This is a genomic window from Xanthomonas sp. F10, from assembly GCF_014206815.1.
GTDB lineage: Bacteria > Pseudomonadota > Gammaproteobacteria > Xanthomonadales > Xanthomonadaceae > Xanthomonas_A > Xanthomonas_A indica.
The window spans coordinates 113,722-139,849 of the sequence record NZ_JACHNP010000004.1; the positions used below are offsets into that span (position 1 = coordinate 113,722).

Annotated in this window: 25 protein-coding genes; 13 read left to right on the forward strand and 12 right to left on the reverse strand. The window is 67.2% G+C overall.

The window, feature by feature from the left end:
* The first annotated feature begins 299 nt into the window (after positions 1-299).
* Complete coding sequence (locus FHR56_RS19395; protein ID WP_160946856.1) at positions 300-1,487, forward strand: M35 family metallo-endopeptidase; 1,188 nt, start codon at positions 300-302, stop codon at positions 1,485-1,487.
* 233 nt (positions 1,488-1,720) lie between these two features.
* On the opposite strand, the gene cas1f is transcribed toward FHR56_RS19395, so the two are convergent.
* From cas1f to FHR56_RS19410, 3 genes are all read right to left on the reverse strand, one after another.
* Positions 1,721-2,284 (reverse strand): type I-F CRISPR-associated endonuclease Cas1f, encoded by a 564-nt coding sequence (gene cas1f / locus FHR56_RS19400; RefSeq protein WP_237473129.1) that lies wholly within the window; start codon positions 2,282-2,284, stop codon positions 1,721-1,723.
* Positions 2,285-2,558: 274 nt separating this feature from the next.
* Positions 2,559-3,488 carry an SDR family oxidoreductase gene (locus FHR56_RS19405; RefSeq protein WP_160946855.1) on the reverse strand — a complete coding sequence of 310 codons (930 nt, stop codon included), beginning with the start codon at positions 3,486-3,488 and terminating at the stop codon, positions 2,559-2,561.
* Positions 3,485-4,537 carry an MBL fold metallo-hydrolase gene (locus FHR56_RS19410; RefSeq protein WP_160946854.1) on the reverse strand — a complete coding sequence of 351 codons (1,053 nt, stop codon included), beginning with the start codon at positions 4,535-4,537 and terminating at the stop codon, positions 3,485-3,487. The genes FHR56_RS19405 and FHR56_RS19410 overlap by 4 nt, the downstream gene beginning before the upstream one ends.
* Before the next feature lie 96 nt (positions 4,538-4,633).
* On the opposite strand from FHR56_RS19410, the gene FHR56_RS19415 reads away from it, so the two are divergent.
* Positions 4,634-5,266 carry a TetR/AcrR family transcriptional regulator gene (locus FHR56_RS19415; RefSeq protein WP_160946853.1) on the forward strand — a complete coding sequence of 211 codons (633 nt, stop codon included), beginning with the start codon at positions 4,634-4,636 and terminating at the stop codon, positions 5,264-5,266.
* Positions 5,267-5,299: 33 nt separating this feature from the next.
* Here FHR56_RS19415 and FHR56_RS19420 read toward each other — a convergent pair whose 3' ends face one another.
* The 4 genes from FHR56_RS19420 to FHR56_RS19435 form a co-directional block, all read right to left on the reverse strand.
* Positions 5,300-5,650, reverse strand: coding sequence for a VOC family protein (locus FHR56_RS19420; protein WP_160946852.1), 351 nt, complete (start codon positions 5,648-5,650; stop codon positions 5,300-5,302).
* 313 nt (positions 5,651-5,963) lie between these two features.
* Positions 5,964-6,266, reverse strand: a complete 303-nt coding sequence (locus tag FHR56_RS19425; protein ID WP_237473128.1) for a TfoX/Sxy family protein — start codon at positions 6,264-6,266, stop codon at positions 5,964-5,966.
* Positions 6,267-6,568: 302 nt separating this feature from the next.
* Positions 6,569-7,291 (reverse strand): helix-turn-helix domain-containing protein, encoded by a 723-nt coding sequence (locus FHR56_RS19430; RefSeq protein ID WP_160946850.1) that lies wholly within the window; start codon positions 7,289-7,291, stop codon positions 6,569-6,571.
* Between the two features lie 112 nt (positions 7,292-7,403).
* A complete protein-coding gene (locus FHR56_RS19435) occupies positions 7,404-8,321 on the reverse strand; it encodes an alpha/beta fold hydrolase (protein ID WP_160946849.1) in 918 nt (305 codons plus the stop codon).
* A 92-nt stretch (positions 8,322-8,413) separates the two neighbouring features.
* Between FHR56_RS19435 and FHR56_RS19440 the strand changes: the two genes are divergently transcribed.
* Positions 8,414-9,331: a LysR family transcriptional regulator gene (locus FHR56_RS19440; RefSeq protein ID WP_160946848.1), complete on the forward strand. Its 918-nt coding sequence runs from the start codon at positions 8,414-8,416 to the stop codon at positions 9,329-9,331.
* 36 nt (positions 9,332-9,367) lie between these two features.
* On the opposite strand, the gene FHR56_RS19445 is transcribed toward FHR56_RS19440, so the two are convergent.
* Complete coding sequence (locus FHR56_RS19445) at positions 9,368-10,336, reverse strand: LysR family transcriptional regulator (protein ID WP_160946847.1); 969 nt, start codon at positions 10,334-10,336, stop codon at positions 9,368-9,370.
* Between the two features lie 108 nt (positions 10,337-10,444).
* On the opposite strand from FHR56_RS19445, the gene aceB reads away from it, so the two are divergent.
* From aceB to FHR56_RS19465, 4 genes are all read left to right on the forward strand, one after another.
* Positions 10,445-12,088: a malate synthase A gene (gene aceB, locus FHR56_RS19450; RefSeq protein WP_160946846.1), complete on the forward strand. Its 1,644-nt coding sequence runs from the start codon at positions 10,445-10,447 to the stop codon at positions 12,086-12,088.
* Positions 12,089-12,207: 119 nt separating this feature from the next.
* Complete coding sequence (gene aceA / locus FHR56_RS19455; protein ID WP_160946845.1) at positions 12,208-13,503, forward strand: isocitrate lyase; 1,296 nt, start codon at positions 12,208-12,210, stop codon at positions 13,501-13,503.
* A 233-nt stretch (positions 13,504-13,736) separates the two neighbouring features.
* On the forward strand, positions 13,737-14,780 hold the full coding sequence (locus FHR56_RS19460; RefSeq protein WP_160946844.1) for a GGDEF domain-containing protein: 1,044 nt from the start codon (positions 13,737-13,739) through the stop codon (positions 14,778-14,780).
* A gap of 29 nt (positions 14,781-14,809) precedes the next feature.
* A complete protein-coding gene (locus tag FHR56_RS19465; protein WP_160946843.1) occupies positions 14,810-17,338 on the forward strand; it encodes a putative peptide modification system cyclase in 2,529 nt (842 codons plus the stop codon).
* Here the strand turns inward: FHR56_RS19465 and FHR56_RS19470 are convergent.
* The gene (locus FHR56_RS19470) at positions 17,321-17,638 is read right to left on the reverse strand and encodes an NHLP-related RiPP peptide (RefSeq protein ID WP_160946842.1); all 318 of its coding nucleotides are present in this window, start codon (positions 17,636-17,638) and stop codon (positions 17,321-17,323) included. The two genes, FHR56_RS19465 and FHR56_RS19470, sit on opposite strands and share 18 nt — an antisense overlap.
* Positions 17,639-17,756: 118 nt before the next feature.
* Between FHR56_RS19470 and FHR56_RS19475 the strand changes: the two genes are divergently transcribed.
* Positions 17,757-18,929 carry a putative peptide maturation dehydrogenase gene (locus FHR56_RS19475; protein WP_160946841.1) on the forward strand — a complete coding sequence of 391 codons (1,173 nt, stop codon included), beginning with the start codon at positions 17,757-17,759 and terminating at the stop codon, positions 18,927-18,929.
* Positions 18,930-18,931: 2 nt separating this feature from the next.
* On the opposite strand, the gene FHR56_RS19480 is transcribed toward FHR56_RS19475, so the two are convergent.
* Both FHR56_RS19480 and FHR56_RS19485 read right to left on the reverse strand, forming a co-directional pair.
* Positions 18,932-19,453: a cupin gene (locus tag FHR56_RS19480; protein WP_160946840.1), complete on the reverse strand. Its 522-nt coding sequence runs from the start codon at positions 19,451-19,453 to the stop codon at positions 18,932-18,934.
* Between the two features lie 168 nt (positions 19,454-19,621).
* Positions 19,622-21,244: a SulP family inorganic anion transporter gene (locus FHR56_RS19485; protein ID WP_160946839.1), complete on the reverse strand. Its 1,623-nt coding sequence runs from the start codon at positions 21,242-21,244 to the stop codon at positions 19,622-19,624.
* Between the two features lie 312 nt (positions 21,245-21,556).
* On the opposite strand from FHR56_RS19485, the gene FHR56_RS19490 reads away from it, so the two are divergent.
* The 4 genes from FHR56_RS19490 (at position 21,557) to FHR56_RS19505 (ending at position 24,436) form a co-directional block, all read left to right on the forward strand.
* Positions 21,557-21,979, forward strand: a complete 423-nt coding sequence (locus tag FHR56_RS19490; RefSeq protein WP_160946838.1) for a hypothetical protein — start codon at positions 21,557-21,559, stop codon at positions 21,977-21,979.
* Between the two features lie 221 nt (positions 21,980-22,200).
* Positions 22,201-22,401 (forward strand): hypothetical protein, encoded by a 201-nt coding sequence (locus FHR56_RS19495; RefSeq protein ID WP_160946837.1) that lies wholly within the window; start codon positions 22,201-22,203, stop codon positions 22,399-22,401.
* A gap of 41 nt (positions 22,402-22,442) precedes the next feature.
* Positions 22,443-23,543, forward strand: coding sequence for a DUF3182 family protein (locus tag FHR56_RS19500; RefSeq protein ID WP_160946836.1), 1,101 nt, complete (start codon positions 22,443-22,445; stop codon positions 23,541-23,543).
* 2 nt (positions 23,544-23,545) lie between these two features.
* Positions 23,546-24,436, forward strand: a complete 891-nt coding sequence (locus FHR56_RS19505; protein ID WP_160946835.1) for an alpha/beta fold hydrolase — start codon at positions 23,546-23,548, stop codon at positions 24,434-24,436.
* Positions 24,437-24,627: 191 nt separating this feature from the next.
* Here FHR56_RS19505 and FHR56_RS19510 read toward each other — a convergent pair whose 3' ends face one another.
* Positions 24,628-24,945, reverse strand: coding sequence for a hypothetical protein (locus FHR56_RS19510; RefSeq protein ID WP_160946834.1), 318 nt, complete (start codon positions 24,943-24,945; stop codon positions 24,628-24,630).
* A 311-nt stretch (positions 24,946-25,256) separates the two neighbouring features.
* On the opposite strand from FHR56_RS19510, the gene FHR56_RS19515 reads away from it, so the two are divergent.
* Positions 25,257-26,087, forward strand: a complete 831-nt coding sequence (locus FHR56_RS19515) for a p-hydroxycinnamoyl CoA hydratase/lyase (RefSeq protein ID WP_010343733.1) — start codon at positions 25,257-25,259, stop codon at positions 26,085-26,087.
* Positions 26,088-26,128: the final 41 nt, after the last annotated feature.

Genomic DNA, 26,128 nt, shown 5'->3' on the forward strand with positions numbered 1-26,128 from the left:
TCGTCCTCTTTCCGTACATGTCCGCGTCCCACCGTGGAGGGCGCGATCCTCAATGCAGGCGGACCGCTCAGCCGTGCCACTAGAGACGACGGAAATGTTTGTCTACGAGCATGGACGGTTCGAAATGAATTTTTATCGATCCAAACTCCGTCAGATCCTAGGCGTCAAATCTCTCATGGTGCAGCAGGATCCGCATTGATGGGTTCAAAGGCCTGCGTAAGAGTTGCAGCGACGGATCGCCTATGTACCATCAGGGCGTGGTTCGAAGATTCAACCAAATCCACCACGAGGAGAGGACGATGAAAGGAAACTGGATTGTGGGCATCGCGATGCTGTGCGCTTGCTTTGCGGCGTCTGCCGCAGGACAGCTAGACATTCGACTGGAGCATGCGCAGGTTGCCAGAGCCAGCTCTGGCGGAGCGGTCATTACGATGACTTTGACTAATGCGGGGAATCAGCCTATCGCGGTGCCTGATGCTTATGTTCCCGCGGTGAGCCGCGATGGAGTAATGCAAGCGAATCTGTTCCGGGTGTTGCAGGAAGACGGAAGCCCGGTGGACTACCGCGGCATTTACGTAAGCAAACTGCCGGGTTCGACGCCTGACGTCATCCTGCGCCCGGGTGAGTCGAGATCCGCGACGGTGGATCTGTCCCTGAGCTACCAGATCATGCCTGGCCGCCACTACTCTGTGACCGTGCAGCCTCTTCTGCGGTACCGCGAACTTCCGACGGCCGCCGCCGCGAACGCTTCCGATCACCCGAACCAACTCAAGGCCGCCACATCCAACCGTATTGAGATCACACCGCAGGCATCGGCCGAGCCTCAATCCGATGCTCGAAGCACTGAGGCCGCAGAGGCTGTTGCCTGTAGCGCCGAACAGCAAAGCGCGATTCAGGAGGCGGTGCTCAACGCCGGCGACCTCGCCCTCGCAACCTCGAAGTACACACAGTCGCTCCTTCAATCCGACGGAAACGGAAACCTTACGTTCAACCAGACTCCGCGTTACACGAAGTGGTACGGCCAGTACGGCGACCCGAACGACATGTCCAGCCCGAATGGCACGGTCAACGGAAAGATCGCGTGGAGGATCCACGTCAATGCAATCCGCCTCGGGAAGGAAGAGAATCAATTGCCTAACCCACCCACATTGTCCACGCAATGCAATTGCGAAAAGCAGGGAAAGGTTGATCCGGCGAATACGGTCGCGTGGGTGAACCCGTCCGAGCCCTACGCCATCAATATCTGTCCGCTGTTTTTCTCCCTTCCAGCCATCGGTAACGCGCAGAACACATACTCCAAGGCGGGGACGATCCTGCACGAGATCTCGCACTTCAACGATGGGTACACGAAAGGTACGGACGATCTGGGTAACCCCAACCAGCCGGTAGAAGACGCAAAGCTCTTAGCCCAATCTGCAAGAGATTTGGCGGCCGACGCTGCGAACAATATTGAGTTCTACAGCGTCAACCTGGAAGGTGATCAGTAGCATTGCAGGCCACGTGGCTTGTGAGGTGGTGTCATCCCGGCATAAGCGTAGATCTTCGAAGGCTCGCGCGAAGCCAAGCATCGCAGCGAATTAGATTTTCACGACGTAAGACTATTCATCTCCGAAGAGGCGCTCGTGCCCGCACGCCAATGTCGAGTTCAATGCAACTGCCTGCCTTCGCGGGCGGCACCACCCACGGCAACGCATAGACCACACGCTCTTCGCGCACGCCATCAGACGTTGGGGCGCAGCCGCTGGCGCGCGATCTGCAGCAATAGTGTGCGTATTGCGTTGGCAGCATCGCAGAGCGTGTCTTCCATCGCTGGCACCTGCTGGTCGTCATGCTCGGCGCATCGCGGGCCGTCAACATCCGAGCGCGGGCCGAGACGGGAACGCCTTGGCTGCGCTGAGGCGCAGATCATCGTCGAACCAGAATCCGACCCATGCCTGCAGGTACTCCGTCGGGCGGTACTCGCTCTGCGGCGAGAACCAGGCGACCTCGACGTCCATTCGTTGGCAGAGAACAAGGGAGTGCCGCCACCGCCGCAGAACCCCACCAATACCCCGGCCTTGGCCAATTCACGCATCGCCGCCTGGGTGACCGATGTGCCGGTTCCCAACAACAGCGTCGTCGTGTTGGCGATGGGGATGTTCCAGTACAGCGAGCGCCTGCCGGCATTGGTGACGTACTCGACGCGGCCGCCATTCACCAGAACACGGCAATGCTGCAGGTAATAGAGATTGGCGCGTTTGGAATGCAGGATCGTTTTCAGATCCGAAGGCGAGAGATCGTCCATGTTGTCCGCTGCAGGTCCTGAAGCGGCTTGGGTATGTCCGACAAGCAGGCCCGTCCTCGCCACACTAGCGGCGAATGCAGGTGTTCCGTGCTGCTGCTTTGGCGGTGTTCTACCGACGCGGCGAGGGATTGGAGTGGACGCGTCTGTAAGGCACCGCTCGCAACGACGCGACGTGATCCGTAGGAGCGGCTTCAGCCGCGACGCGCGATCCCGGTAACGCCTGTCGCGGCTGAAGCCGCTCCTACGGAGGCAATGTGCTGGTGCCGCTGTGCAGTCAGAACGCCACGCCGGCCAGCGTGCACGCCACCTCCCACAACCGCGCGGCCACCTGCGGGTCGCGCGCCTGCCGGGCGATCCTGGCCGGGGCCGGGTCGCCTTTCAGCTCGAACGGGCCGTCGGGCCCGTAGTACCCGCCGGGCTGGGCGTTTGGCGAGGTGGCGACGTAGAGGGTGGGCAGGGCGCCGGCGGCGGCGGAATGGCTGATCCACGGTGCGAGCCACTGGGTCGCTGCGCCGATCGCGGTGCGGCGACCGTCGACCGCCGGGCCATTGGCGATCAGCGCGGTCTGCGCAATGCCGGGATGCGCGGCGAGCGCGCACACGCCCCAGCCCTGCGCGTCGCTGCGCCGCTGCAGTTCCAGCGAAAACATCAGCATCGCCAGCTTGGATTGCCCATAGGCCTTCCACGGCCGGTAGGGACGTTCGCACTGCAGGTCGTCGAAGTCGATGCGGCCTTGGCGATGCGCCAGGCTCGAGAGGTTCACCACGCGTGCTTCCGGCGCGGCGCGCAGCAGCGGCAACAGCTGTGCGGTCAGCGCGAAGTGGCCGAGGTAGTTGCTGCCGAACTGCAATTCCAGGCCGTCGGCGGTGGTCTGCCGCTGCGGCGGCGCCATCACCCCGGCGTTGTTGATCAGCAGGTCCAGCCGCGGGGAGCGCGCCGCGATGCGCTCGGCGAAGGCGGCCACCGACGCGAGCTGCGCCAGGTCCAGGGCTTCCACGCGTACGTCGGCCGCCGGATGTGCGGCCAGGATCGCCTGCCGCGCAGTCTCGGCCTTGTCCGGGTTACGGGCGGCCAGCACCACGGTGGCGCCCGCGCCGGCCAGGGCCAGCGCGGTCTCGTAGCCCAGTCCGCCGGGGCTGGCGCCGGTGACGATCGCGATCTTGTCGCGCTGCGACGGCAGGTCGGCCAGGGTCCAGCGGCTCACGTCGACACCGCCTGCGCCAGTGCGCGCCACCAGCGCTCGCCGCTTTCCGGCTGCGCCAGGTCGACGCGCTCGCCCATGCGCGGCGTGGCCAGCGCCACGCCAGCGGCATCGGCCAGCGCCGCGAGGCGTTCGAAGGGTTCGTGCCAGGCATGCATCGCCAGGTCGAAGGTGCCGTTGTGGATCGGCAGCAGCGTGCGTCCCCCGATGTCCAGGTGCGCCTGCAGGGTCTGCTCCGGCTGCATGTGCACGTGCGGCCAGTCCACGTCGTAGGCGCCGTTTTCGATCAGGCTCACGTCGAAGGGCCCCAGCCGCTCGCCGATCGCCTTGAAGCCGTCGGAGTAGCCGCCGTCGCCGCTGAAGAACAGCTTCAGCTCGGGCGTCTCGATCGCCCACGAGCACCACAGCCGGCGCCCGCGGTCGAACATGCCGCGGCCGGAGAAGTGCTGCGCCGGGGTGGCGGTCAGCGTGACTCCGTCCACCGTGGTCGATTGCCACCAGTCCAGTTGCCGGATCCTGTCCGCGGCCACGCCCCAGCGCTGCAGCAGGTCGCCCACGCCCAGCGGCGTCACGAAGGTCCCGACACGCTCGGCCAGGCGGCGGATGCTGGCGCGGTCCAGGTGGTCGTAGTGATCGTGCGAGAGGATCACCCCGGCGATCGGCGGCAACGCGTCCAGCGCGATCGGCGGGGCGTGGAAGCGGCGTGGGCCGGCGAACGGAAACGGCGAGGCGCGTTCGGAGAACACCGGGTCGGTCAGCCACAAGCGCTCGCGCAGCTTGAGCAGCACCGTGGAATGGCCGAGCCGGTACAGGCTGCGGTCGGGCGCCGCCAGCAACTGCTCGGCGGTCAGCGGCAGCACCGGCAGCGGCTGCGCGGGCACCGCCTCGGGCGACTTGCGGGTCAGCAGATGCCACAGGATCCGCAGGGTTCCGGCCAGGCCGGGCGCGCCGCTGGTGCCCGGGGTAGCGTTGCGAAAGCGGCCGTGGCGGTACTGCGGCGACTCCCGATACGAGGGCGGAACAGGGGACAGCGAGGAAGCGGACGCAGACATGGCGGCAATCCTTGGAAGACAATCTGACACGAGAATTACACTACACAGTGTAGTTTCCTTTTCGTGAAAGTAAACTGCGCGGTGTAACATCCGCATATGGCTTCTCTTTCCACGCCCGCATCGGCACGGCTGACCGAGCGCAAGCGCCAGGCGATCCTGGAGGCGGCGATCGCCGAGTTCCGTGGCCATGGCTTCGAGGCCACCAGCATGGACCGCATCGCGGCCAGCGCCGGCGTGTCCAAGCGCACCGTCTACAACCATTTCCCCAGCAAGGACGCGCTGTTCGACGAGATCCTGGTGCAGCTCTGGCAGCGCAGCCTGGACACCGTCGGCGTGCCGTACGACCCGCAGCAGCCGCTGCGCGCGCAGTTGCTGCAGTTGCTGGAGCAGAAGCTGCGGTTGTTCGACGATCCGGCCTTTCTCGACTTGTCGCGGATGGCGATGGTCGAGGGCATGCGCGCCCCCGAGCGTGCGCGCGATCTGGTCGCGCGCCTAGGCAGCAAGGAGGAGGGCACCCTGGTGTGGCTGCGTGCGGCGCTGGCCGATGGCCGGCTCAGGTCCATGCAGCCGGAGTTCGCCGCGCAGCAACTGCAGGCGCTGATCAAGGGCCTGGCATTCTGGCCGCAGATGAGCATGGGCCAGCCGCCGCTCAGCCCTGAGCAGCAGGCCCAGGTCGCCGCGTCGGCGACGGACATGTTCCTGGGGCATTACGCGCGGGATCCGGACTAGCGCGGCTGCGTCACCGCGCGTGCGCCGCGGGTATCAGCCCTCGCACCATACCGCCAGCTCGTAGCCGTCGCGGTCGGCGAAGTGGAAGCGGCGTCCGCCGGGGAAGGTGAACACAGGGCGCACGATGCGGCCGCCAGCGGCCTCGATGCGCGCCTGGGTGGCGGCCAGGTCGTTGGAGGACAGCACCACCAGGGCGCCGCCGGGCTGTGGCGTGCCGTGGAAGAAACCGCCGCTCAGGCGGCCGTCGCGGAACTCGCAGTAGTCCGGGCCGTAGTCCTGGAAGGTCCAGTCGAAGGCCTGGCCGTAGAAGGCTTTGGCCGCGGCGATCGAGGCGACGGCGAATTCGAGATAGTCGATGCGGTGATGCTGCTCGGCGCGGGACATGGGTGGCTCCTGTGGAAGAGCCGGCAGTGTCCTTCATCCGGGCGGCGCCGGCTTGGCGAAAACGGTCAGCGGGTTGGCCGTCGCGTTCGACGGTTCCGGGGTGGCGGTGCCCACGCGTCGGTTGTATGCCACGCTGATCTTCGGCCGTGCGGTTCTTGCGGCTTCCCGAAGATCATGGCCTGGGAAATCCGGTCGTTTCGGCGGCAGATCTCGACGCACGGGCCGATGGCGGCCTGATCGGTGCGGGGTTGAACAGGGTCGACGCTGCGCCGGCGGCGATCGCGGTCGATTTGCACGAAGACCTGTACCGCCTTCACTTCGCCGGCAGCGTGCGCACGAAGGCGATGGCCTCGCGCAACAGGCGCGCAGCGAGCGCGTCGTCGGCGAAGGTCTCCGGCGCGACCCGGACCCAGCCGGCCATCGCCCGGCCGCGCGACAGCATCGGCGCGATCCCGGGCAGCGCCAGCGCCCACGCGTCGTGACCCTTGCCGAGCCGCACCAGCACGCCGTCGTCGCGCGCGCCGCACAGCAGATGGCCGTGCAGCAGCCAGGCCCAGCCACCGAACATCGGTTTCTCGGTCAGCCCGCGCTGCGCGCCGAGTGTGTCGCGCAGCATGTGTTCCAAGCCTGCATCTCTGGCCATGTGTCACCTGGGTCTTCGCACCTGGCGGCACGTTAGCAAACGGCGCCACACCACAGCCTGCACTCGATGCAGCGCGGCGTCGGCGTGCAGGCGAGCCGGCCCGTATCACGCGTTTTTGCCGCAATCCAAGCGGATGCAGGTGCAGCGCCCTGTAGGAGCGGCTTCAGCCGCGACAGGCGGTCACGATAATGCCTGTCGCGGCTGAAGCCGCCCCTACAGCGGGCAACGCCGCGCCTTCCGTGGCTAGCAGCGGCGTACCGTTGTCGCAGACCCTGTCAGCGTGCGTGCCGCTGCACAAGTTCGCGCGGGCTCAGCCCGGTCAGTTGCCGGCTGTCGCGCACCAGATGCGGCGCGTCGCCATAGCCGGCCTCGAGCGCCGCCGCGGTCAGGCTGGGATGCCGGCCGGCCAGGCCCAGGAAGCGTTGCAGGCGCAGGATGCGCTCCAGGGTCTTGGCGCCGTAGCCGAACGCGTCATGGCTGCGCCGGCGCAGCGTGCGCTCGCTGACGCCCAGCGTGTTGGTCAGTGCAGCCAGTCGCGGTGGCGCGGTGCCGGCGAGCTGCGCGAACAGCCAGACCATTGCAGGATCGGCCTGCAGCGGCCGGCTCGCGCAAAGCGCGTGCAAGGCCGCCAGCGGATCGGCGGCATCCTCCAGACGCGACTGCCAGTCGCGGCCGCGCACGCCCCACAGCGCGTCCAGCGGCACGCGCTGGTCGGCGACGGCATGCAACGGCACGCCGAGCAGGCTGGTGCCGGCCCCGGCTGCCAGGCGTACGCCGGTGAGTACGCTGCCTGGCGCCAACATGGCCTCGGTGGCGCGCCGATCCGGTCCGGCCACGAACAGCGAGCGACCGTCCCAGATCAGGTCGACGCAGCCGTCGGGCAGCACCTGCGTGGCGGCAGCGTCGGCGTCGCCCTGACGGAATCGCCAACTGCAGCGCAGGCGGTCGCGCAGCGCCGCTGGCGCATCGCATTCGGCATAGCGGGAGGGCAGGGACATGCGGCGGCAAGGCGACGGGAGCAGCCGCCACGGTAGCAGGCCGCGTCGTCGCGCAGGCATGGCCGCGCCGGCGCGACGCGCGCTGCACCAGCACCGCCGCCGCGCCGGCGGATCAGACGCCGCTGCGTGGCGCCGGCGCCAGGTGCGCGACGAACCAGTCGCGTGCGGCGCCGCTGGAGACCTCGAACTGTTCGACGTACGGCACGAAGTGGCCGCCGCGCAGCATCAGCAACTGCTTCGGTTCCAGCGCCTGCGCGTAGGCTTGCAGTTGGAAGTCGGTGCCGGAGATGTAGTCGCGGTCGGCGACGATCATCAGCAACGGAGTCGGGCTGATCGCCGCGGCGAAGATCGCCGGCTCGTAGCCGCGGCTCCACTCCGCCGAGCGCAGGGTGGTCCAGTTGCGCCAGTTCGGTGCGATCGCACCGGCGCCCTCGAAGAAGGCGCGCGCGTCGTCGCTGGGAAAGAGCGCGTCCGCGGCACCGACCACGGCCTTGCGTGCGGGCTCGCCACCGCGCAACACCGACAGGCGATCCGCGGCGAACGCGGCCTGCAGGGCCTCGGCGCGCTCGTAGCTGCCGCGGCGCAGCCCGTTGCGATAGCCGGCCAGGCCGGGCACCTGCGCGACCACCGCCTTGACCCGCCGATCGGTGGCCGCGACCTGCATGGCGTGCGCGCCGCTGTAGCTGGTGCCCCACACGCCGAGGCGCATCGGGTCGATGCCGTCCAGGCTGCCGGCATAGGTGATGGCGTGGCGGCAATCCTCGATCTGGCGCCAGGGATCGATCTCCTGCCGTGGGGTGCCGTCGCTGTCGCCGAAGCCGCGGTGGTCGTACACCAGCACAGCCAGGCCGGCGGCGGCGAACACCTCGGCATAGCGATCCAGGTACGCCTCCTTGACCAGCGACCAGCCGTGCGCCATCACCACGATCGGCGCGGGCGTGGCGGTGGTTGGCGTGGGCCGGTACAGCCAGCCACGCAGGGTGACGCCGTCGGCGTCGAAGGCGATGTCGGCGCGGGAATGGGAATGCATCGGACAGGCTCCTGTGCAGGGCCGCGGTGCCGCGGCGGGGCACTCACCATGCACGCGCACCGCTGCAATCCGGCATTGCGTAAACTGCAACGATGCACGATTTCGAACGGATATTCGGCCAGTTGCAGGCGTTCCTAGACGTGGTCGAGGCGGGCAGCCTGTCCGCCGCGGCGCGTCATCGCGGCGTCGCCACGTCCTCGCTCAGTCGCAGCCTGGATGCGCTGGAAAAGGCGCTGGGCACGCAGCTGCTGATCCGTTCCAGCCGCAGCCTGAGCCTCACCGAGGCCGGACGCGTGCTGCAGGCGCGTGCCGCCGCGCTGCTCGGCGGCCTGGCCGAGACGCGCGCGGAACTGGCGCAGCTGCAGGGCGAGGTGGCAGGCACCTTGCGCCTGAGCTGCCTGCCGTCGTTCGGCCGCACGCAACTGATGCCGTTGCTGGCGGCGCTGTCGCGGCGGCACCCGCAGTTGCACGTCGACCTGGACCTGGTGGAGCGGTTCGACATCCCGCTGCGCAGGCGCCTGGATGCGGTGATCCGGCTCGGCCCGGACCCGGCGCCGGCCGGCGCGCTGCGGCTGGCCCCGTTGCGGCGGGTGGTCTGCGCCAGTCCCGCCTATCTGCATGGCGCCGGGCCGGTCGACCGCTTGCCGGCGCTGGCCACGCACGCGTTGCTGGACAAGCGCCACGACGACACGGTCATCAGTTGGCGGCATGTGCTCGGCGCGGACGTGGCGCTGCCGCCGCGACGGCTGCGCTGCGACGATCTGGAAACCCTGCGCCTGGCCGCGCTGGATGGCCTGGGCGTGGCCTGCCTGCCGACCTGGCTGGTCGGCGAGGACCTGCGCCGGCATCGCCTGCGTGCGCTGTTCCACGAGGCGGCGTTGCCGTCCGGGCCGCAGCAATGGCTGTGGCTGGTGCCGAGCCAGACGCCGCTGCCGGCGCGGGTGGCGCGATTGGCGCATGTGCTGCGGCAGGCGATCGGCCAGCCGCCGCACTGGGATCGCCCAGGCTGAGTGGCGCGATGTCGGCGGCGGCGTGCGCCGCCGCGCTCAGCGCTCCGACGGCCCGCTCTCGTCGTAGCCGCGCGGGGTGAACAGGTCCGGCTGGATCAGTTCGATGAAGGCGCGTGCCTGCGGCGACAGGTACTTGCCCTTGCGCACCACCACGCCATAGCTGCGCGCCGGGAAGTAGTCGCCCAGCGCGCGGGTGGCCAGGCGCGCGCGGTCGGCGTCGGTGAGGCAGATCGAACTGACGATGGACACGCCCATGCCCATCGCCACGTACTGCTTGATCACCTCCCAGCCGCCCACTTCCAGGGCGACGGTGTAGGGCACGCGCGCCTGCTGGAACACCAGGTCGACCAGGCGGTAGGTGACCTGGCGCCGCGGCGGCAGGATCAGCGGGTAGGGCGACAGGTCTTCCAGCGCCAGCGTCGGCTTGCGGGCCAGCGGGTGGTCGTGCGGGGCGATCAGCAGCTGTTCGAAGCGGTACACCGGGGCGTAGCTGAGGTCGGCCGGCACGTCGAGCATGGAGCCGACCGCCAGGTCCACCGCGTCCTCGCGCAGCAGATCGGTGCCGTCGGCGCTGATCGCGTTGTGCAGGGTCAGCCGCACCTGTGGGTGGCGGGCACGGAAGGCTTCCACGATCTTCGGCAGCAGATAGAGGATGGTGGAACTGTTGGCGGCCACGTTGAGCTCGCCGGCGTCCAGCCCGCGCGCCTTCTCGCGGAAGTCCGCCTCCAGCCGGTCCAGGCTCTCCACCAGCGGCTGCGCCATCTCGTACAGCAACTGGCCCTCGCGGCTGGGCACCAGGCGGCGGCCGCTGCGCTCGAACAGCACCACTCCCAGCTCCCGTTCCAGCGCCTGCAACTGCAGGGTCACCGCCGGCTGGCTGACGAACAAGGCCTCCGCCGCCCGCGACACCGCCCCCAGGCGCACCGTCTGGCAGAACGCGCGCAGGGGTTTGAGCCGGTCGGATTTGTAAGGAAATCGAGGGGTTGCAGCGCTGCCCGTGGCCATGACGTGACGGATATAAGGCTGACTTATATAAAGCATTGACAAAACTGCTTTGTCAAATACATGCGGTGGCAGCACGGTGGAGCCCCGGAAACATCGAGGAATCCCCACATGTCCGCCCCCGCTTTTGCTGCCGTTCCCGACACGTCCACGCGCTCCACGCCGGGCATCGCGCTCACCGCCTCGCTGGCCGGCCAGGACGCCCTGCTGCCGCCGCCGCTGCTCGGCCTGCTGGTGTCGCTGCACCGGGCGATCGAGCCGGAACGCCAGGCGCGGCTGGCGGCGCGGCGCGAGCGCCAGGCGTTCTTCGACGCGGGCGGCCTGCCGGACTTCCGCGACGACACCCGCGCGATCCGCGAGGGCGACTGGCAGGTGGCGCCGCTGCCCGAGGCGCTGCAGGACCGCCGGGTCGAGATCACCGGCCCGACCGATCCAAAGATGGTCATCAACGCGCTGAACTCCGGCGCCAAGGTGTACATGGCCGACTTCGAGGACTCGACCGCGCCGACCTGGCGCAACCTGGTCGCCGGCCAGCGCGCGCTGGCCGAGGCGGTCGCCGGGACCCTGACCTTCACCGCGCCGGCTGCGCGCGACGGCACCCCGGGCAAGCGCTACGCGCTGCGCCCCTATGAGGAACAGGCGGTGCTGATCGTGCGCCCGCGCGGCTGGCACCTGGACGAGAAGCACGTGCTGGTCGACGGGCAGCCGCTGGCCGGCGGCCTGTTCGACGCGGCGCTGTTCGCCTTCCACAACGGCCGCGCGCTGCAGGCCAAGGACCGCGGCCCGTACCTGTACCTGCCCAAGCTGCAGTCGATGGAGGAAGCGGCGCTGTGGGAAACCGCGCTGGCCCACATCGAGGACATGCTCGGCCTGCCGCAGGGCCAGATCAAGGTCACCGTGCTGATCGAGACGCTGCCGGCGGTGTTCGAGATGGACGAGATCCTGCACGCGCTGCGCGGGCGCATCGTCGGCCTGAACTGCGGCCGCTGGGACTACATCTTTTCCTACCTGAAGACCTTCCGCCGGCATCCGGACCGGGTGCTGCCCGAGCGCGGCCAGGTGACCATGACCCAGCCGTTCCTGAAGGCCTACTCGGAACTGCTGATCCGCACCTGCCACCGCCGCGGCGCGCACGCGATGGGCGGCATGGCCGCGCAGATCCCGATCAGCCACGACGAGGCGGCCAACGAGCAGGCGATGGCGCGGGTGCGCGCGGACAAGCTGCGCGAAGTCACCGCCGGCCACGACGGCACCTGGGTGGCGCACCCGGCGCTGATCCCGATCGCCCGCGCGGTGTTCGACGAGCACATGCGCACGCCCAACCAGCACGCGGTGCGCCGCGAGGACGTGCAGGCCGACCGCGACACGCTGATCGCCCCGTCCGCCGGCACCATCACCCGCGCCGGCTTCGAGGGCAACATCGAAGTGTGCGTGCGCTACCTGGCGGCGTGGCTGGACGGCAACGGCTGCGTGCCGATCCACCACCTGATGGAGGACGCCGCCACCGCCGAGATCAGCCGCAGCCAGCTGTGGCAGTGGCTGCACGTGGGCGGCCTGCACCTGGACGACGGCACCGCCATCGACTTCGCCCTGTTCGACGCCTGCCTGCGGCAACTGCCGGCGCGGCTGGGCGAGCGCGCGCTGCTGCCGGGCGGGGCGCGCGTGGACGAGGCCATCGCGCTGCTCGACCGGCTGACCCGTGACGAAGAACTGGCCGACTTCCTGACCTTGCCGGCCTATCAGTTGATTGATTGAACGCGGGGATTGGGGAGTCGGGATTGGGGATTCGCAAGCGCGGATTCCCGTCCTCCCCGAAGCCGACCGCGACACCCCCACCGTTTCATCGCTGCATCCATTTTCGAGGAGAACGCCAGATGAGCACCACGCTGCAGACCGCCGAACAGATTCAGCGCGACTGGGACACCGATCCGCGCTGGGCCGGAATCACCCGCAACTACACCGCTGCCGACGTGGTGCGCCTGCGCGGCACGGTGCACGTGGAGCATTCGCTGGCCCGGCTCGGTGCCGAGAAACTGTGGAAGTACCTGCACGAGAAGGACTTCGTCAACGCGCTGGGCGCGCTGACCGGCAACCAGGCGATGCAGCAGGTCAAGGCCGGGCTCAACGCCATCTACCTGTCCGGCTGGCAGGTGGCCGCCGACGCCAACCTGGCCGGGCAGATGTACCCGGATCAGTCGCTGTACCCGGCCGACTCGGTGCCGGCGGTGGTCAAGCGCATCAACAACACGCTGCTGCGTGCCGACCAGTTGCACCACGCCGAGGGCAAGGACGAGATCGACTTCCTGCAGCCGATCGTGGCCGACGCCGAGGCCGGCTTCGGCGGCGTGCTCAACGCCTTCGAGCTGATGAAGGCGATGATCGAGGCCGGCGCCGCCGGCGTGCACTTCGAGGACCAACTGGCCTCGGTGAAGAAGTGCGGGCACATGGGCGGCAAGGTGCTGGTGCCGACCCGCGAGGCGATCGAGAAGTTGAACGCTGCGCGCCTGGCCGCCGACGTGATGGGCGTGCCGACCCTGCTGGTGGCGCGTACCGATGCCGAGGCCGCCGACCTGGTGACCAGCGACATCGACGCCAACGACCGCCCGTTCACCACCGGCGAGCGCACCGTCGAAGGCTTCCTCCGCACCCGCAAGGGCCTGGACCAGGCGATCAGCCGCGGCCTGGCGTATGCGCCCTACGCCGACCTGATCTGGTGCGAGACCGGCAAGCCGGACCTGGAGTTCGCGCGCAAGTTCGCCGAGGCCATCCATGCCAAGTTCCCCGGCAAGCTGCTGGCCTACAACTGCTCGCCCAGCTTCAACTGGAAGAAGAACCTGGACGACGCCACCATCGCCAAGTTCCAGCGCGAGATCGCCAGCTACGGCTACAAGTTCCAGTTCATCACCCTGGCCGGCTTCCACGCGCTGAACTACTCGATGTTCAACCTGGCGCACGGCTATGCGCGCCGGCAGATGAGCGCCTTCGTCGAGTTGCAGGAAGCCGAGTTCGCTGCCGCCGACCGTGGCTTCACCGCGGTCAAGCACCAGCGCGAGGTCGGCACCGGCTATTTCGATGCGGTGACCCAGGCGATCCAGCAGGGCCAGTCCTCGACCACCGCGCTGACCGGCTCGACCGAGGAAGAGCAGTTCCATGGCGAGAAAGCGGCCTGACCTGCAGCCAGCCGCCTTCGATCGCCCCTCCCTGGCAGGAGGTGGGAAGCCCGGGTTCGCCCGGGCTTTTTTTTTACGCGCTTTGCTGCCAAGGCGAGGCGGTGTCTACCGCGTGCGACAGCTTGCGTTCTCGTCTCTCCGGGCATGAGATTGGCTGTGAAGCGTATCGTGAGTGCCGCGTGTAGGTGCTATGCTCCGCGGACAGGGGCAGCGACGTCACATGAGGGGGCCGGATGAGCTGCGACAGCGCCGCATCCACCGCACGCGGCACAATTTCCAACGCTGCGGTCTCTCCGAAGCCGAACGAGCTGGCGGTGCTGACCGCGGCGGAATTGCGCCTGTTTTCCGAATTCGGCCGCGCCCGTACGGTGCGCGCCGGCGAGGTGCTGTTCCGCCGCGGCGACGGCGGCAGCGCCATGTTCGTGATCACCAGTGGCGTGATCGATCTGGATTTCGGCGAGGACCTGGTGGTGAAGCATCTCGGCCATGGCGAATTCTTCGGCGAACTGGGCCTGTTGATCGGCAACCACATGCGCAGCGCCGATGCCATCGCCGCCAGCGACGGCGCGCTGGTGGAACTGGACCACGACGATTTCCAGCGCCTGGTCGAGCGCGACCCGGGCGTGGTCGCCTACTTCCTCCGCCGCACCATCGTGCGCATGGTGATGAACGAGCAGACCCTGATCCGCCAACTGCGCCGGCGCAATCGCGACCTGGAAGCGGCGCTGGACAACCTCTACGCCACCACCCACCAGTTGACCCAGACCGAAGAGCTGGTGCGCACCGACGAACTCACCGGCCTGCACAACCGCCGCGGGCTGATCCTGCGCCTGCAGGAGTGTCGCCGCGACGGCCGCTCGCCCGGCCCGGGCCTGCTGCTGATCGACTGCGACCGCTTCAAGCACATCAACGATGCGCACGGCCACCTGGTTGGGGACCGCGTGCTGCAGAACGTCGCCAACATCCTGCGTTCGGTGGCCGGGCCGGACGACATCGCCTGCCGCCTGGGCGGCGACGAGTTCTGCCTGCTGGTGGCCGCCGGCAACGTCGAAGACCTGCGCCGCATCGGCGAGTTCGTACTCGCCACCGTGCAGAACCTGCTGGGCGTGCCGCACCCGGCGCCGCACATCTGCCCGGTCAGCATCGGCATCAGCCGGGTCGACCCGCATTCGGACTGGAACGACTGGTACGCCAACGCCGACGCGGCGTTGTACGAGGCCAAACGCCAGGGCGGCAACCGGCTGTACTGGCACGACCTCGCCTCCGCCAACTGCTGAGCCACGCCCGCGTCCGCCGAGCCGCCGCCATGACCGACGTCCCCGCACCGCCGTCCGAGGTCCCGCAGCTCCGCACCCTGCTGCTGACCGACCTGTGCGACTCGGTGGCGCTGGTGGAAAAGCTCGGCGACGCCAACGCGGCCGAACTCTTCAAGCGCCACGACTCGCTGGTGCTGGAACTGCAGCAACGCTGGCACGGGCGCCTGATCGATCGCTCCGACGGCCTGCTGCTGCTGTTCGAACGGCCCATCGACGGCCTCGGCTTCGCCCTGGACTACAGCCGCGGCCTGCACGCACTGGGCGCGCCGCGCGGGCTGGAGCTGAAGGTGCGCGCCGGCCTGCACGTCGGCGAGGTGCTGACCTGGCGCAACAGCGACGCCGCGGTGCAGGTGGGCGCCAAGCCGCTGGAAGTGGAAGGCCTGGCCAAGCCGACCGCGGCGCGGCTGATGACCCTGGCCCGGCCCGGACAGATCCTGCTCTCGGCAGTGGCCGAATCGCTGACCCACCGCGCCGCGCGCGAACTGGGCGAGCGCGGCGAACGCCTGCTGTGGAAATCGCATGGCCGCTGGCGCTTCAAGGGCGTGCCCACCCCGCTGGAGATCTACGAAGTCGGCGAGATCGGCAACACCCCGCTGCGCGCGCCCAAGCCCACGCCCAAGGCCTGGCGCGACATCCCGCTGTGGCGCCGGCCGGCGGCGCTGGCGGCGGAAGCGGCGCTGATCGCCGCGTTCGCGGTCGGCGCCTGGTTCGTCACCCGCCCGCAGCCGGCCATCGCCTTCGCCGAGCGCGACTGGGTCGTGGTGGGGGATTTGCGGAATCTCACTGGCAATCAGGTACTTGACGAATCGCTGGACCAAGCGTTCCGGATCAGCCTTGAACAGTCCCGTTACGTGAATCTGCTGAGTGACCTCAAGGTACGGGACACCTTGGTGCGGATGCAGCGTAGCCCCGACAGTCGCATTGATCGCGCCACCGCGTCGGAAATTGCTCAGCGCGACGGAGCAAAAGCCGTCCTCTTGCCGACGGTCGCTGAGGTAGGGGGGCGATTGAGGGTAAGCGTCGACGTCGTCGATCCTACAAGCGGTGCAACGGTCCTCGCGCTGTCGAAAGACGGAAAAGGGTTGGATTCAGCCTTGGCGTCGATCGACGACGTCACCGCCCAGTTGCGCGACCAGTTGGGCGAAGCCATGGATTCCATTGCCCAGAGCGCACAGCCCTTGCCACAGGTCACCACCGCCAGCATCGATGCGCTGCGAGCGTACTCACTGGGTGTCGAGGCCTACGCCCGAAAAGAAAACGACTCGGCGCTTGAATATTTTAATCGGGCTTTGGAGCTGGACAAAGATTTTGCCCTGGCTCATGCCGCTATCATGCGGATATATGTGAGCCGTGCTGCACCCGCGTTAGCCGAATCGCACCTTTCTGCGGCATTGAACCACTTGGAACGGCTCCCAAAGCGAGATCAGCTCTATCTCTTGGCGTGGAAATCTCAATACTTTCCACAGAAGGGAGATGATCCCGCACGCAGGTGGAAGCTCCTGGCGCAGCTGTATCCAGATTATTATGCGGGCGCTGCTAATTACGCCTGGATTTCAATGGAGAATGGCGACTATCCAGAGGCCATTAAATATTTGAAATCGGCTGTCGTGGCAAACAATCCACTACGAGGCTATGCTCTCGATCAATTGGCGAGAGCGGAGCTTGCGCAGGGCAGATACCAAGAGTCCTTCGAGTACTTTCGACAATCGGAGGAGGAGTTCGGCGCATCCCCTGGTCTGGGAAGCGCGCTCGCACTGGCTGCATCCGGCGATCTTCTGGCGGCTCAACGTCTCATCGATCATCGTGTGGAAGGCAACGGGTATCAAGCTAGGCCGGCGGACATCATTACACGCATTGCCGTTCTTGCTCAGAGCGGCAATCTGGTGGAAGCCGCGTCCCTGGCGGATCAGGAGGCCAGGCAGGCCAAGCCAGAGTCTGAACTGCTGTACCATGACTTCAAGTTGATCGCCTTGTCTTTGCGCGCAACGGAAATGCAAGATGCCGATTTGCAGAGTGAGCTTCTAAAGTGCGCGAGCGAGCTATCAAAAAGTGTATCTGCAAAGCCAAGTGTTGAAAGGTCTGACTACGCGGCCTTGGCACTTGCTTCAGTGTATCTGCTGCAACGTGCCGGTCTAAAAAAGCTTCCAAATGAATTGCAAGGCCTCGTTCGCATGGCTGAGCGTTCTAGCGATGCGACAGCCAGTAGAATGGCTGGTCTGATCAGGGCAAAGCAACTGTTGCAAGAGGGAAATCCCCGATTGGCCGTCACTTTGCTTCAATCGCAAATGAATGGAAAAGAGCTGTTCCAGTCCAGGATTGTCATGAGAGATGCATTGGATCGTATTGGAGATTCTGAGGCGGTTCTTGCGCAGGATCGTGCGATCGCGGCCGCCCGTGGGCAGGGGTACGCGGAAGTTGCGGGTAGCTCTATTTTTCAGCCCCTTAATGTCGCAGATGCTGCTGCAGCAATGCGAAGAATTAAGGGGCTGAACCTCGATCGGTCAACTGCTCGTCTTTAGGTAGTTTTCAACCTTGTTTGCTTCGAAGCAATGCGGGTTGTGGAACGCCGTGTCGGAAACGAGGTAGGACAGAAGTTGCTCTCTTGCAGCGATCAGCTCCTCCTTGGATGCCATTATTCCGACTTCCAGGCAGCTTGTGTCGGCATCGGCGTCCAAAATGATGCCGATGGACGCGAGTGCAGCGACAGGGTCGCTTTGGAATGCGGCGCGGAAGGCGTCGTCGTTAATAAGAGCGTCAAGTAGCGCTGCTGCACTAACCGGATCCAGGGGAGAGGGGTGCGGGGGCTGATTATTTGCCATGACCAGTTTGCTCTGATTGTGAGATTAGGGCTTGGATTTGACCAGGTTTGCGGTGCAACGGAGTGCATATCGGCAGAAAGCCGGTAAAGTTTAGCCCCGAGGTTGCAATGAGGATGGTATGAAGCTGCGTCGCTGCGGAGTTGTATTTTTTGAGCCAAGGGAATCGGTTGGCTTCGACTTGATGTCACTGCTTGCTGGCGCAGCTGGCCTTAGTCGTCAAACCCGTTGGCTCGCGCTGGCTCCTCATCTGGACGATGAGGTCGAAGTGGATCAGGGCGAGCGGGAGGTCTTGGGCGCTGTCAGCCCAAGCAACTGGATCGACATGGCATCCGTTGTTGGGTACGGCGTAAGCTTAATTGATGGACTTTTGGAAAAAGGTCTACTGATAGGCGATACAAGCGCGCACAGCGCAATGCGCGAGCGCGATGACACTGTGCGCTCGGCGTATTGGTGGCCTGCAGCGGCGATGCTACACAAGTTTTGTCGCTGGAAGGATCTTGATAGCGTTGCTTCCATGGAGGCCAACAAGTTGACCACGGCGCCTGAGCTGCGCGACAAACTCGGTCCGCCGCCTCCCGAGGTCATCTCAAGATCGCGCTTGGGAGACGATATTGAGCTCCCCAGGCTCGCGGTCGACGAGTACGAAAAGCTGATGGCGTCGAGGACGACGTGCAGAAATTTCGATCAAGAGCGACATCTTCCGGTCGATCTCTTTTCGCGAATGATGCAGCGAGTGGTGATGGCGCAATCCGTTGTCCGCCTACAGGACGATACGGCGTTTCTAAAAAAGAATGTTCCTTCGGCCGGTGGACTGCATCCGACAGAGGTATATCTGGTAGTCCAACGGGTGGAGGGCATTGCGCCCGGTCTCTATCATTATCACCCCGTGAACCATGCCTTGGAACTGATTTCTGTCCCGTCGGCCGGTTTGGCTGACTTGGCGAGGAAGATGTTGGCGGGCCAGCATTGGTTTGCGGATGCGCATGTGCAACTCATTCTGGCCCCGCGCTATGCGCGTAGCTTTTGGAAGTACCGGCTTCATTCGAAAGCCTACCGCGCGGTGACGCTCGACGTCGGCCATATCTCCCAGGCGATTTATTCAAGTGCTACCCAACTCGGGCTCGGTGCTTTTGTCACGTCGGCCATAAACGACGTCAATGTTGAGAATGCCTTTGGTCTCGACCCTTTGCTGGAGGGGCCGCTCGCCATCTGCGGCTTTGGTTGGAGGTCGAAATCGATGGTGACGACAGAGTTTGACCCCCTCAATGAGGTGTGGTCGGGCCAACAGTAAGCTTAGCCATGGCGACCAGTTTGCGGATCTGCCTGCTTCTGCCAATACGTCAGCAACGGCCCCTCCGCCCCGAGCAGCGGATCGCTCTGCGGAAACGGCACGTTGGCGATCCGTTGCAGTCTCTCGGCGCTGGGCAGTTCCCGGCAGATATCCCAGTCCTGCCCGTCGGGATAAGCGCCGACCACCAGGAAGTCGGCGCTGGCCGATAGCCGGCAATGGCCGCTACCGGCCGGCAGCAGCAGGGCGTCGCCGGCCGCGAGCGCAACCTCGATGCCGCCCGGGCCGCCGAGCAGCACGCGGGCGCTGCCGCAGGCGACGCCCAGCACCTCGTGCGCGGTGGAATGGTAGTGGTGATAGTCATAGATGCCGTCGCGCCATTGCGGCGGCCAGCCGTGCGCCGCGAAGCGGCGTTCGAACCCGTCGGCGTCCAGGGCGCCGGCAGACTGCCGGTAGTGCAGCACCGGCAGGAACGGGTGGTTGGGTACCCAACCGTGTGGCGGCAGTTGCCAGTGGTCCAGTGACATCGGCGGATCTCCTGCATGGCCGTAGCAGTTCGATGCTAATCGGCCGATGTCGTCGCCGTGTCACCGAGGGGAGGCGAGCGGCGGCGATCGCGCGGCGGCCTACGGATCGCGTGGTGGCCAATGCCATGCGCGGTGTCGCCGCAGCGTCGAGACTATCCCGCCCATGCCTCAGTGCAGAGGCACGTGCTCCACGTCGCCCCGATGATGGGTGCCCAGCCGACCGACCATCGCCGCACTGCCCACGTTCAGTCCCACCACGTGGACCTGGGCGCCGTGGCGGCGGAATTTCAGCACCACCTGGTCCAGCGCGCCGATGGCGCTGATGTCCCAGACATGCGCATGGCTCAGATCCACGGTGACCCGCGCTGGCGCATGGGCGAAGTCGAAGGCGCCGGCGAAGCTGCCGGCCGAGGCGAAGAACAACTGGCCGCGGATGCGGTAGGTGTGGCCGCCGTCCGCGTCCTCGCTCCGCTCGATGTCGAGCATGCGCCCGACCTTGCGCGCGAAGAACAGCGCCGACAGCAGCACGCCGGTGAGGACGCCGCGCGCCAGATCGTGGGTGGCCACGGTCACCGCGACGGTGCCGAGCATCACCACGCTGGAGCTGGCCGGGTGGGTGCGCAACTGCGCCAGCGAGCGCCAGCTGAAGGTGCCGACCGAGACCATGATCATCACCGCCACCAGCGCAGCCATCGGGATCTGCCGCACCCAGGCGCCGGCAAACACCACCAGCAGCAACAGCACGCTGCCGGCGACCAGTGCGGACAGGCGGCCGCGCCCGCCGGACTTCACGTTGATCACCGACTGCCCGATCATCGCGCAGCCGGCCATGCCGCCGAACAGGCCGCTGACGATGTTGGCCACGCCCTGGCCCACGCATTCGCGGTTCTTGTCGCTGGGCGTGTCGGTCATGTCGTCGACGATCTGCGCGGTCATCATCGACTCTAGCAGGCCGACCACCGCCATCGTCGCCGCGACCGGGAACACGATCCGCAGCGTCTCCAGCGTCCACGGCACCGCCGGCAACAGCAGGCTGGGCAGGCGGTCGGGCAGTTGCCCCTTGTCGCCGACAGTGGGCACATGGATGCCGAAGTACAGCGCCAGCCCGGTCAGCAGCACGATCGTCACCAACGGTGGCGGCACGGCCACGCCGCGCGTCCAGCGGTGCCCGAGCACCAACGCCAGCGCGCCACCCACGGCCACCGGCAGCAGCGTCCATGGCGCCATGCTGCCCGCGGTCAATGCCGCGCCCAGCACCAGCAGCCACAGGCCGATACCGGGGAAGCTGCGCCGCGACAGCCAGGGCAGGCCGTAGATCAGCAGCAAGCCCAGCGCCACCAACGGATACACCGGCGCCGGCACGCCGATCAGTTCGGGCAGTTGCGCCATGAAGATCAGGATCGCCAGGGCGTTGACGAAACCGGTGATCACCGAGCGCGAAACGAAGCGCATCAGCGCGCCGAGCTTGAACAGCCCGGCCAGGATCTGCAGCACGCCGGTCAGCAGCGTGGCCGCCAGCAGGTAGTGCAGGCCGTGCTGCTTGACCAGGCCGATCATCAGCAACGCCATCGCGCCGGTGGCGGCGGAGATCATGCCGGGGCGTCCACCGGCGAAGGCGATGGTCACGCAGATGCAGAAGGCGGCATAGAGGCCGATCTTGGGGTCGACCCCGGCGATGATCGAGAACGCGATCGCCTCGGGAATCAGCGCCAGTGCCACGACCAGGCCGGCGAGCACGTCGCCACGGAGATTGCCGCACCATGACTGGCGCAGGGAAGAGGAAAACTTCAAGGTAAACGCTCCTGACACCGCCCTGTCGCAGGGCAGTGCTCGCTAGATGCAAGGGAAAACCAGCAACCTGCGGCCTGCCGTCGAGGGCGGACCGATGCATGTCGCGGGTGTCAGGGTGGCGTCATGGGAGAGCGTGGGGAGCAGGCGCGCGCCGGCGGGGCGCGGTGCGCAAGTATACGCGATGCCTCTCCAGGGACCCAGCCGCGTCGCGCGCCGTGTGATTGGGTGCATGTCGAGGCCGCCGCCCGACTCACGTTGCGCTCACTTTCGCCGCGCAGAATGTGCGGATCGCAACGCCGTATGGAGCCGGCCATGCAGGATCTCCGCATCGATCATGTCGATGGCGCCTTGTCCGCCCTGGACCAGGACGACCCGCAGTACAAGGCGGCGTTGTGGCAATGGGCATGCCTGGAAATGCTGCACGAGACGCTCAGCGCCATGCATCAACTCTCGCACCGCGTCGGCGTGGCCGAATTGGTCGCCGATGCCTGGCTGGCGCCGGTCGACGTCATCGCGCCGGAGCAGCCGTTCCTGGAGCGCGCCATGCTGGCCGATCCGCGTGTGCCGGCCTTCGCGCTGGCGCTGAATGCGGCCGCGTCGCGGCAATCGCGCGCCGACCTGTGGCGCAGTGGCTACGCCAGTGCGGTGCAGGCCACCTTGCAGGGGATGCAGGCGCTGGCCGGCAAGCACCGCATCGACGCGCGGCTGCCCGCACATGCCGTGGCGACTGCCTGAGCACTGTGCACAGCGCCCCCTGAGCGCGTTGCTGCGCGTCCGGTCGGCAGTGATCCCGCCACGGGCGTTCTGCGCACGCAGTGATGCGTCCCACCGCAAGCGTCGGCCGCGGGCAGCGGACCGTAGTGCCCCTTCGGCTTCGTGATGCCGGTCGTCGCGCATGACGCGCGCACGACATTGCGTTCACCCCCGTGCGACGGTCTGCGCGACAGCCTGGGTCCATGCGCCACGACGACCGCCATCCTGCGGCTCCCCCTTCCGGCTCTGCGCCGCCGCGCCGCCGCGCCCGCGATGCCAGCGGCACCTCAGAAGCCGCGGCCTGGTGGCGGCAACTGCGCGGCAGCCGCTGGCTCGGTGCGATTGCGGTGGTGGTGTTGCTGGCGTTGGTGGTCGTGCTGCTGCTGCGCTGGTACGGGACATGAGCGAGGCGGCGCGTCATCCGGCCCCGCACGGAGCCTCGCGCATGGCCGGACCTGCCGCTTATGCCAATGTGCGCGCCTGCCACGTACGCGACGCGGCGTCCGGCGGTCACGAGGTGGCCACGCATGCCTGGGTCGTCGCGGAAGTGGCGCGGCTGATGCGCCTGCCGCTGCACGAGGATCCCTGCGCCGCCGGGACGTGCGCGTTCTGCGTGCCCGATGACACCCTCACGGCCGCCCAGGCCCAGCAGCTCGGCGTGCACGCGGTGGACGATCTGCTTGGCGGCGTGGTGCCGTATGCCTTCGTCGCCACCAAGGCGATCAGCCATCCGCTGGTCGATGCCGATGCGCAGGCACCGGACGGGTGGCAGCCGGACCTGGGGATGGCGCTGGCGGACATGACGCTGCCCGGCTACACCGCCTTCAGCGCAGGCGACGCGCGGCGCGCGTTTGCGCGCCTGCATGCCGGTGGCCCGGTGCGGCTGAAGCTGCCGCATGGCGTCGGTGGGCTGGGGCAGGTGCTGCTTGGCGACGCGCAGACGCTGGACGCGGCATTGGCGACCCTGCCCGCGCACGAGCTGCGCCAGCATGGCGTGGTGCTGGAACGGCATGTGCACCAGCCAACCACCTTCAGCGTCGGCGAAACCCACTGCGCCGGCGTGACCATCGCCTACTGGGGCATGCAATCGGTCACCCGCGACGGCAGCGGCCGCGAGGCGTATGGCGGCTCGGAACTGCACGTGATCCGCGGCACCCTCGATACCCTGCTGGAGCAACCATTGCCGCCACGCCAACGCACCGCGGTGATGAAGGCGCGCGACTACGACCGGCTGGTGGCCGCGGCCTATTCCGGGTTCTATGCGTCGCGGCGCAACTACGACGTGATCGAGGGCCTCTTGGCGGACGGCAGCGTTGCCTGCGGCGTGCTCGAGCAGTCCTGGCGTGTCGGCGGCGCCACGCCGGCCGAATTGGCCGCGGTCGCCGCGTTCCAGCAATCGCCGACGCTGCAGCGCGTGATCGCCGCCACGGTCGAGCGCTACGGCGCACATCCGCCGCCGCCGTCCGGGGCGCAGGTCTACTACGTCGGCGAGCAGCCGCGCACCGGCCTGTTGACCAAGTACCGCTACATGCGCAGTGTGGCCTGACCATGGAAGCGGAACTGTCCAGCATCGACATCGCGGTCGACGGCGCGGCGCTCAGCGGCACCTTGCTGACGCCGACCAGCCGCCTGCCCGGCGTGCTGTTCGTGCACGGTTGGGGCGGCAACCAGCACCACAACCTGGTGCGCGCGCGCGAGGCGGCGGGCCTGGGCTGCGTGTGTCTGACCTTCGACCTGCGTGGGCACGAAGGCCTGGCCTCGATGCGCGAGACGGTCACGCGCGCGCAGAACCTGGACGACATCAAGGCCGCCTACGATCGCCTGGCGGCGTCGCCGCAGGTGGATCCGGAGGCGATCGCGGTGGTCGGGCTGAGCTACGGCGGCTACCTGGCCGCGTTGCTGACCCTGGAGCGGCCGGTGGAATGGCTGGCGCTGCGCTCGCCGGCACTGTACAAGGACGCGCACTGGGACGGGCCGAAGGTCGCGCTGAACCGCGATCCGGACCTGATGCCCTATCGCAACCGCGTGGTGGCGCCGGCGGACAACTGCGCCCTGGCGGCCTGCCAGCGTTACCGTGGCGACGTGCTGCTGGTGGAGGCCGAACGCGACGTGATCGTGCCACGGCAGGTGTTGCGCAACTATGCGGCCGCCTTCTCCAACGCGCGCTCGCTGACCACGCGTACGATCGCCGGTGCCGATCATGCGCTGACCGAAAAGGCGCATCAGGCCGCGTACACGCGCTACCTGATCGACTGGCTGACCGACATGGTGATCGGGCGTCGCGTGGCGCTGGCCAGCAGCGTGGTCGAACAGCGCAAGCAGCGGCTCAAGCGCAGCGAGGGCGAGGCGGCGACGGCGCCGGGCAAGGGCTCGAACGCGTTCCACGGGCGCCTGGAGGCGAAGGAGCACAGCGCGTCGCCGCCCACGTCGTCGCGTTGAGCCGCATGCAGCGTAGGGGAGCGCGCGACAGCAAACCCGCGGCGCAGGCCGCGGTGTGCCATGCACACGATGGGGTGCTGTCCTGTTGTCGCCGCGACGCCGGCATGCGGCGCCTTGTGGGCGCCTTCAGTAACGACTGAAGCCGCTCCTACGCGGGCCACGACGAGATGCCCCGCTGCGCGAGGTGCTCCTCAGTGACAACGCGCCGAATGCGCCAGGTGCTGCCACGCATGCCGCACCAGCCAGCGCGCCTCGTCCCATGGCACCGACAGCATCGGCGCGCACTGGTGATAGGCGTCCTGCAGCACCCGGTAGAGTTGCGCCTCGCTGGCGCGCGGGTAGGCCAGGTACACGTCGTAGCCGATCTTCAGCAACTGCGCGTAGTCGGCGAAGCCTTGGTGACCGAGGCGGCCCTCGGCATGGGCCTGGCGCCAATACGCCATCTCGGCGTCCAGATCGACAGTGCGGTGCGGCTGGACAGGCTGGGCAAGTGCGGAGGCGGTGTGCATGGACATCACTCCGGTGGTGGCGATCCCCTGTGCCGCCGATCCTAGCCGATGAACCCGGGCTGACCGTGAGGGCTCCGTTTGCCGGGCGTGAAGCGCGGCCACGTTGGCTTGCCGCGTGCAGAGTATTGGAATCGCCCGCACGCCAGATCGCAGAATCGTGTGATTGCAGATGCGGCCCGCGGTGGCCGACACGGACCTGTCACGGCGTCCGAGCATGCTGCAGTGCAGCTTGCGCCGAAATAATGATGATCTATAACTATTATCAGTTCTAAGTGATCCGCTCCTTCCCCCCTCCCCATGCAGGCCTATCCATGAGCAGCTACCAAGACCGCTGGCAGACCGTCCAGGTCGAGATCGACGCAGGCATCGCCTGGGTCACCCTGAATCGTCCGGACAAGCGCAACGCGATGAGCCCCACGCTCAACCGCGAGATGATCGACGTGCTGGAAACGCTGGAACTGGACAGCGACGCCGAGGTGCTGGTGCTGACCGGCGCAGGCGAATCCTGGTCGGCCGGCATGGATCTGAAGGAATACTTCCGCGAGACCGACGGCAAGGAAGAGATCGTGCAGGAGCGCATGCGCCGGGACTGCTCGCAGTGGCAGTGGCGCCTGCTGCGCTTCTACAGCAAGCCGACCATCGCCGCGGTCAATGGCTGGTGCTTCGGCGGCGCATTCTCGCCGCTGGTGGCCTGCGACCTGGCCATCGCCGCCGACGAGGCGGTATTCGGGCTGTCGGAGATCAACTGGGGCATCCCGCCGGGCAACCTGGTCAGCAAGGCGGTCGCCGACACCATGGGCCACCGCAACGCCATGCTGTACATCATGACCGGGCGTACCTTCACCGGCACCGAGGCGGCGCAGATGGGCCTGGTCAACGCCAGCGTGCCGCGCGCGCAACTGCGCGCCGAAGTGACCAAGCTGGCGCAGGAACTGCAGCAGAAGAACCCGGTGGTGCTGCGCTTCGCCAAGCACGGCTTCAAGCGCTGCCGCGAGCTGACCTGGGAGCAGAACGAGGACTACCTGTACGCCAAGGTCGACCAGTCCAATCACCGCGATCCCGAGAAGGGCCGGCAACAAGGCCTGAAGCAATTCCTGGACGACAAAACCATCAAGCCCGGTCTGCAGACCTACAAGCGCTGACCCGTCGCGTCGCCTGCGGCCCGCGGGGGCCGCGGCGGCGC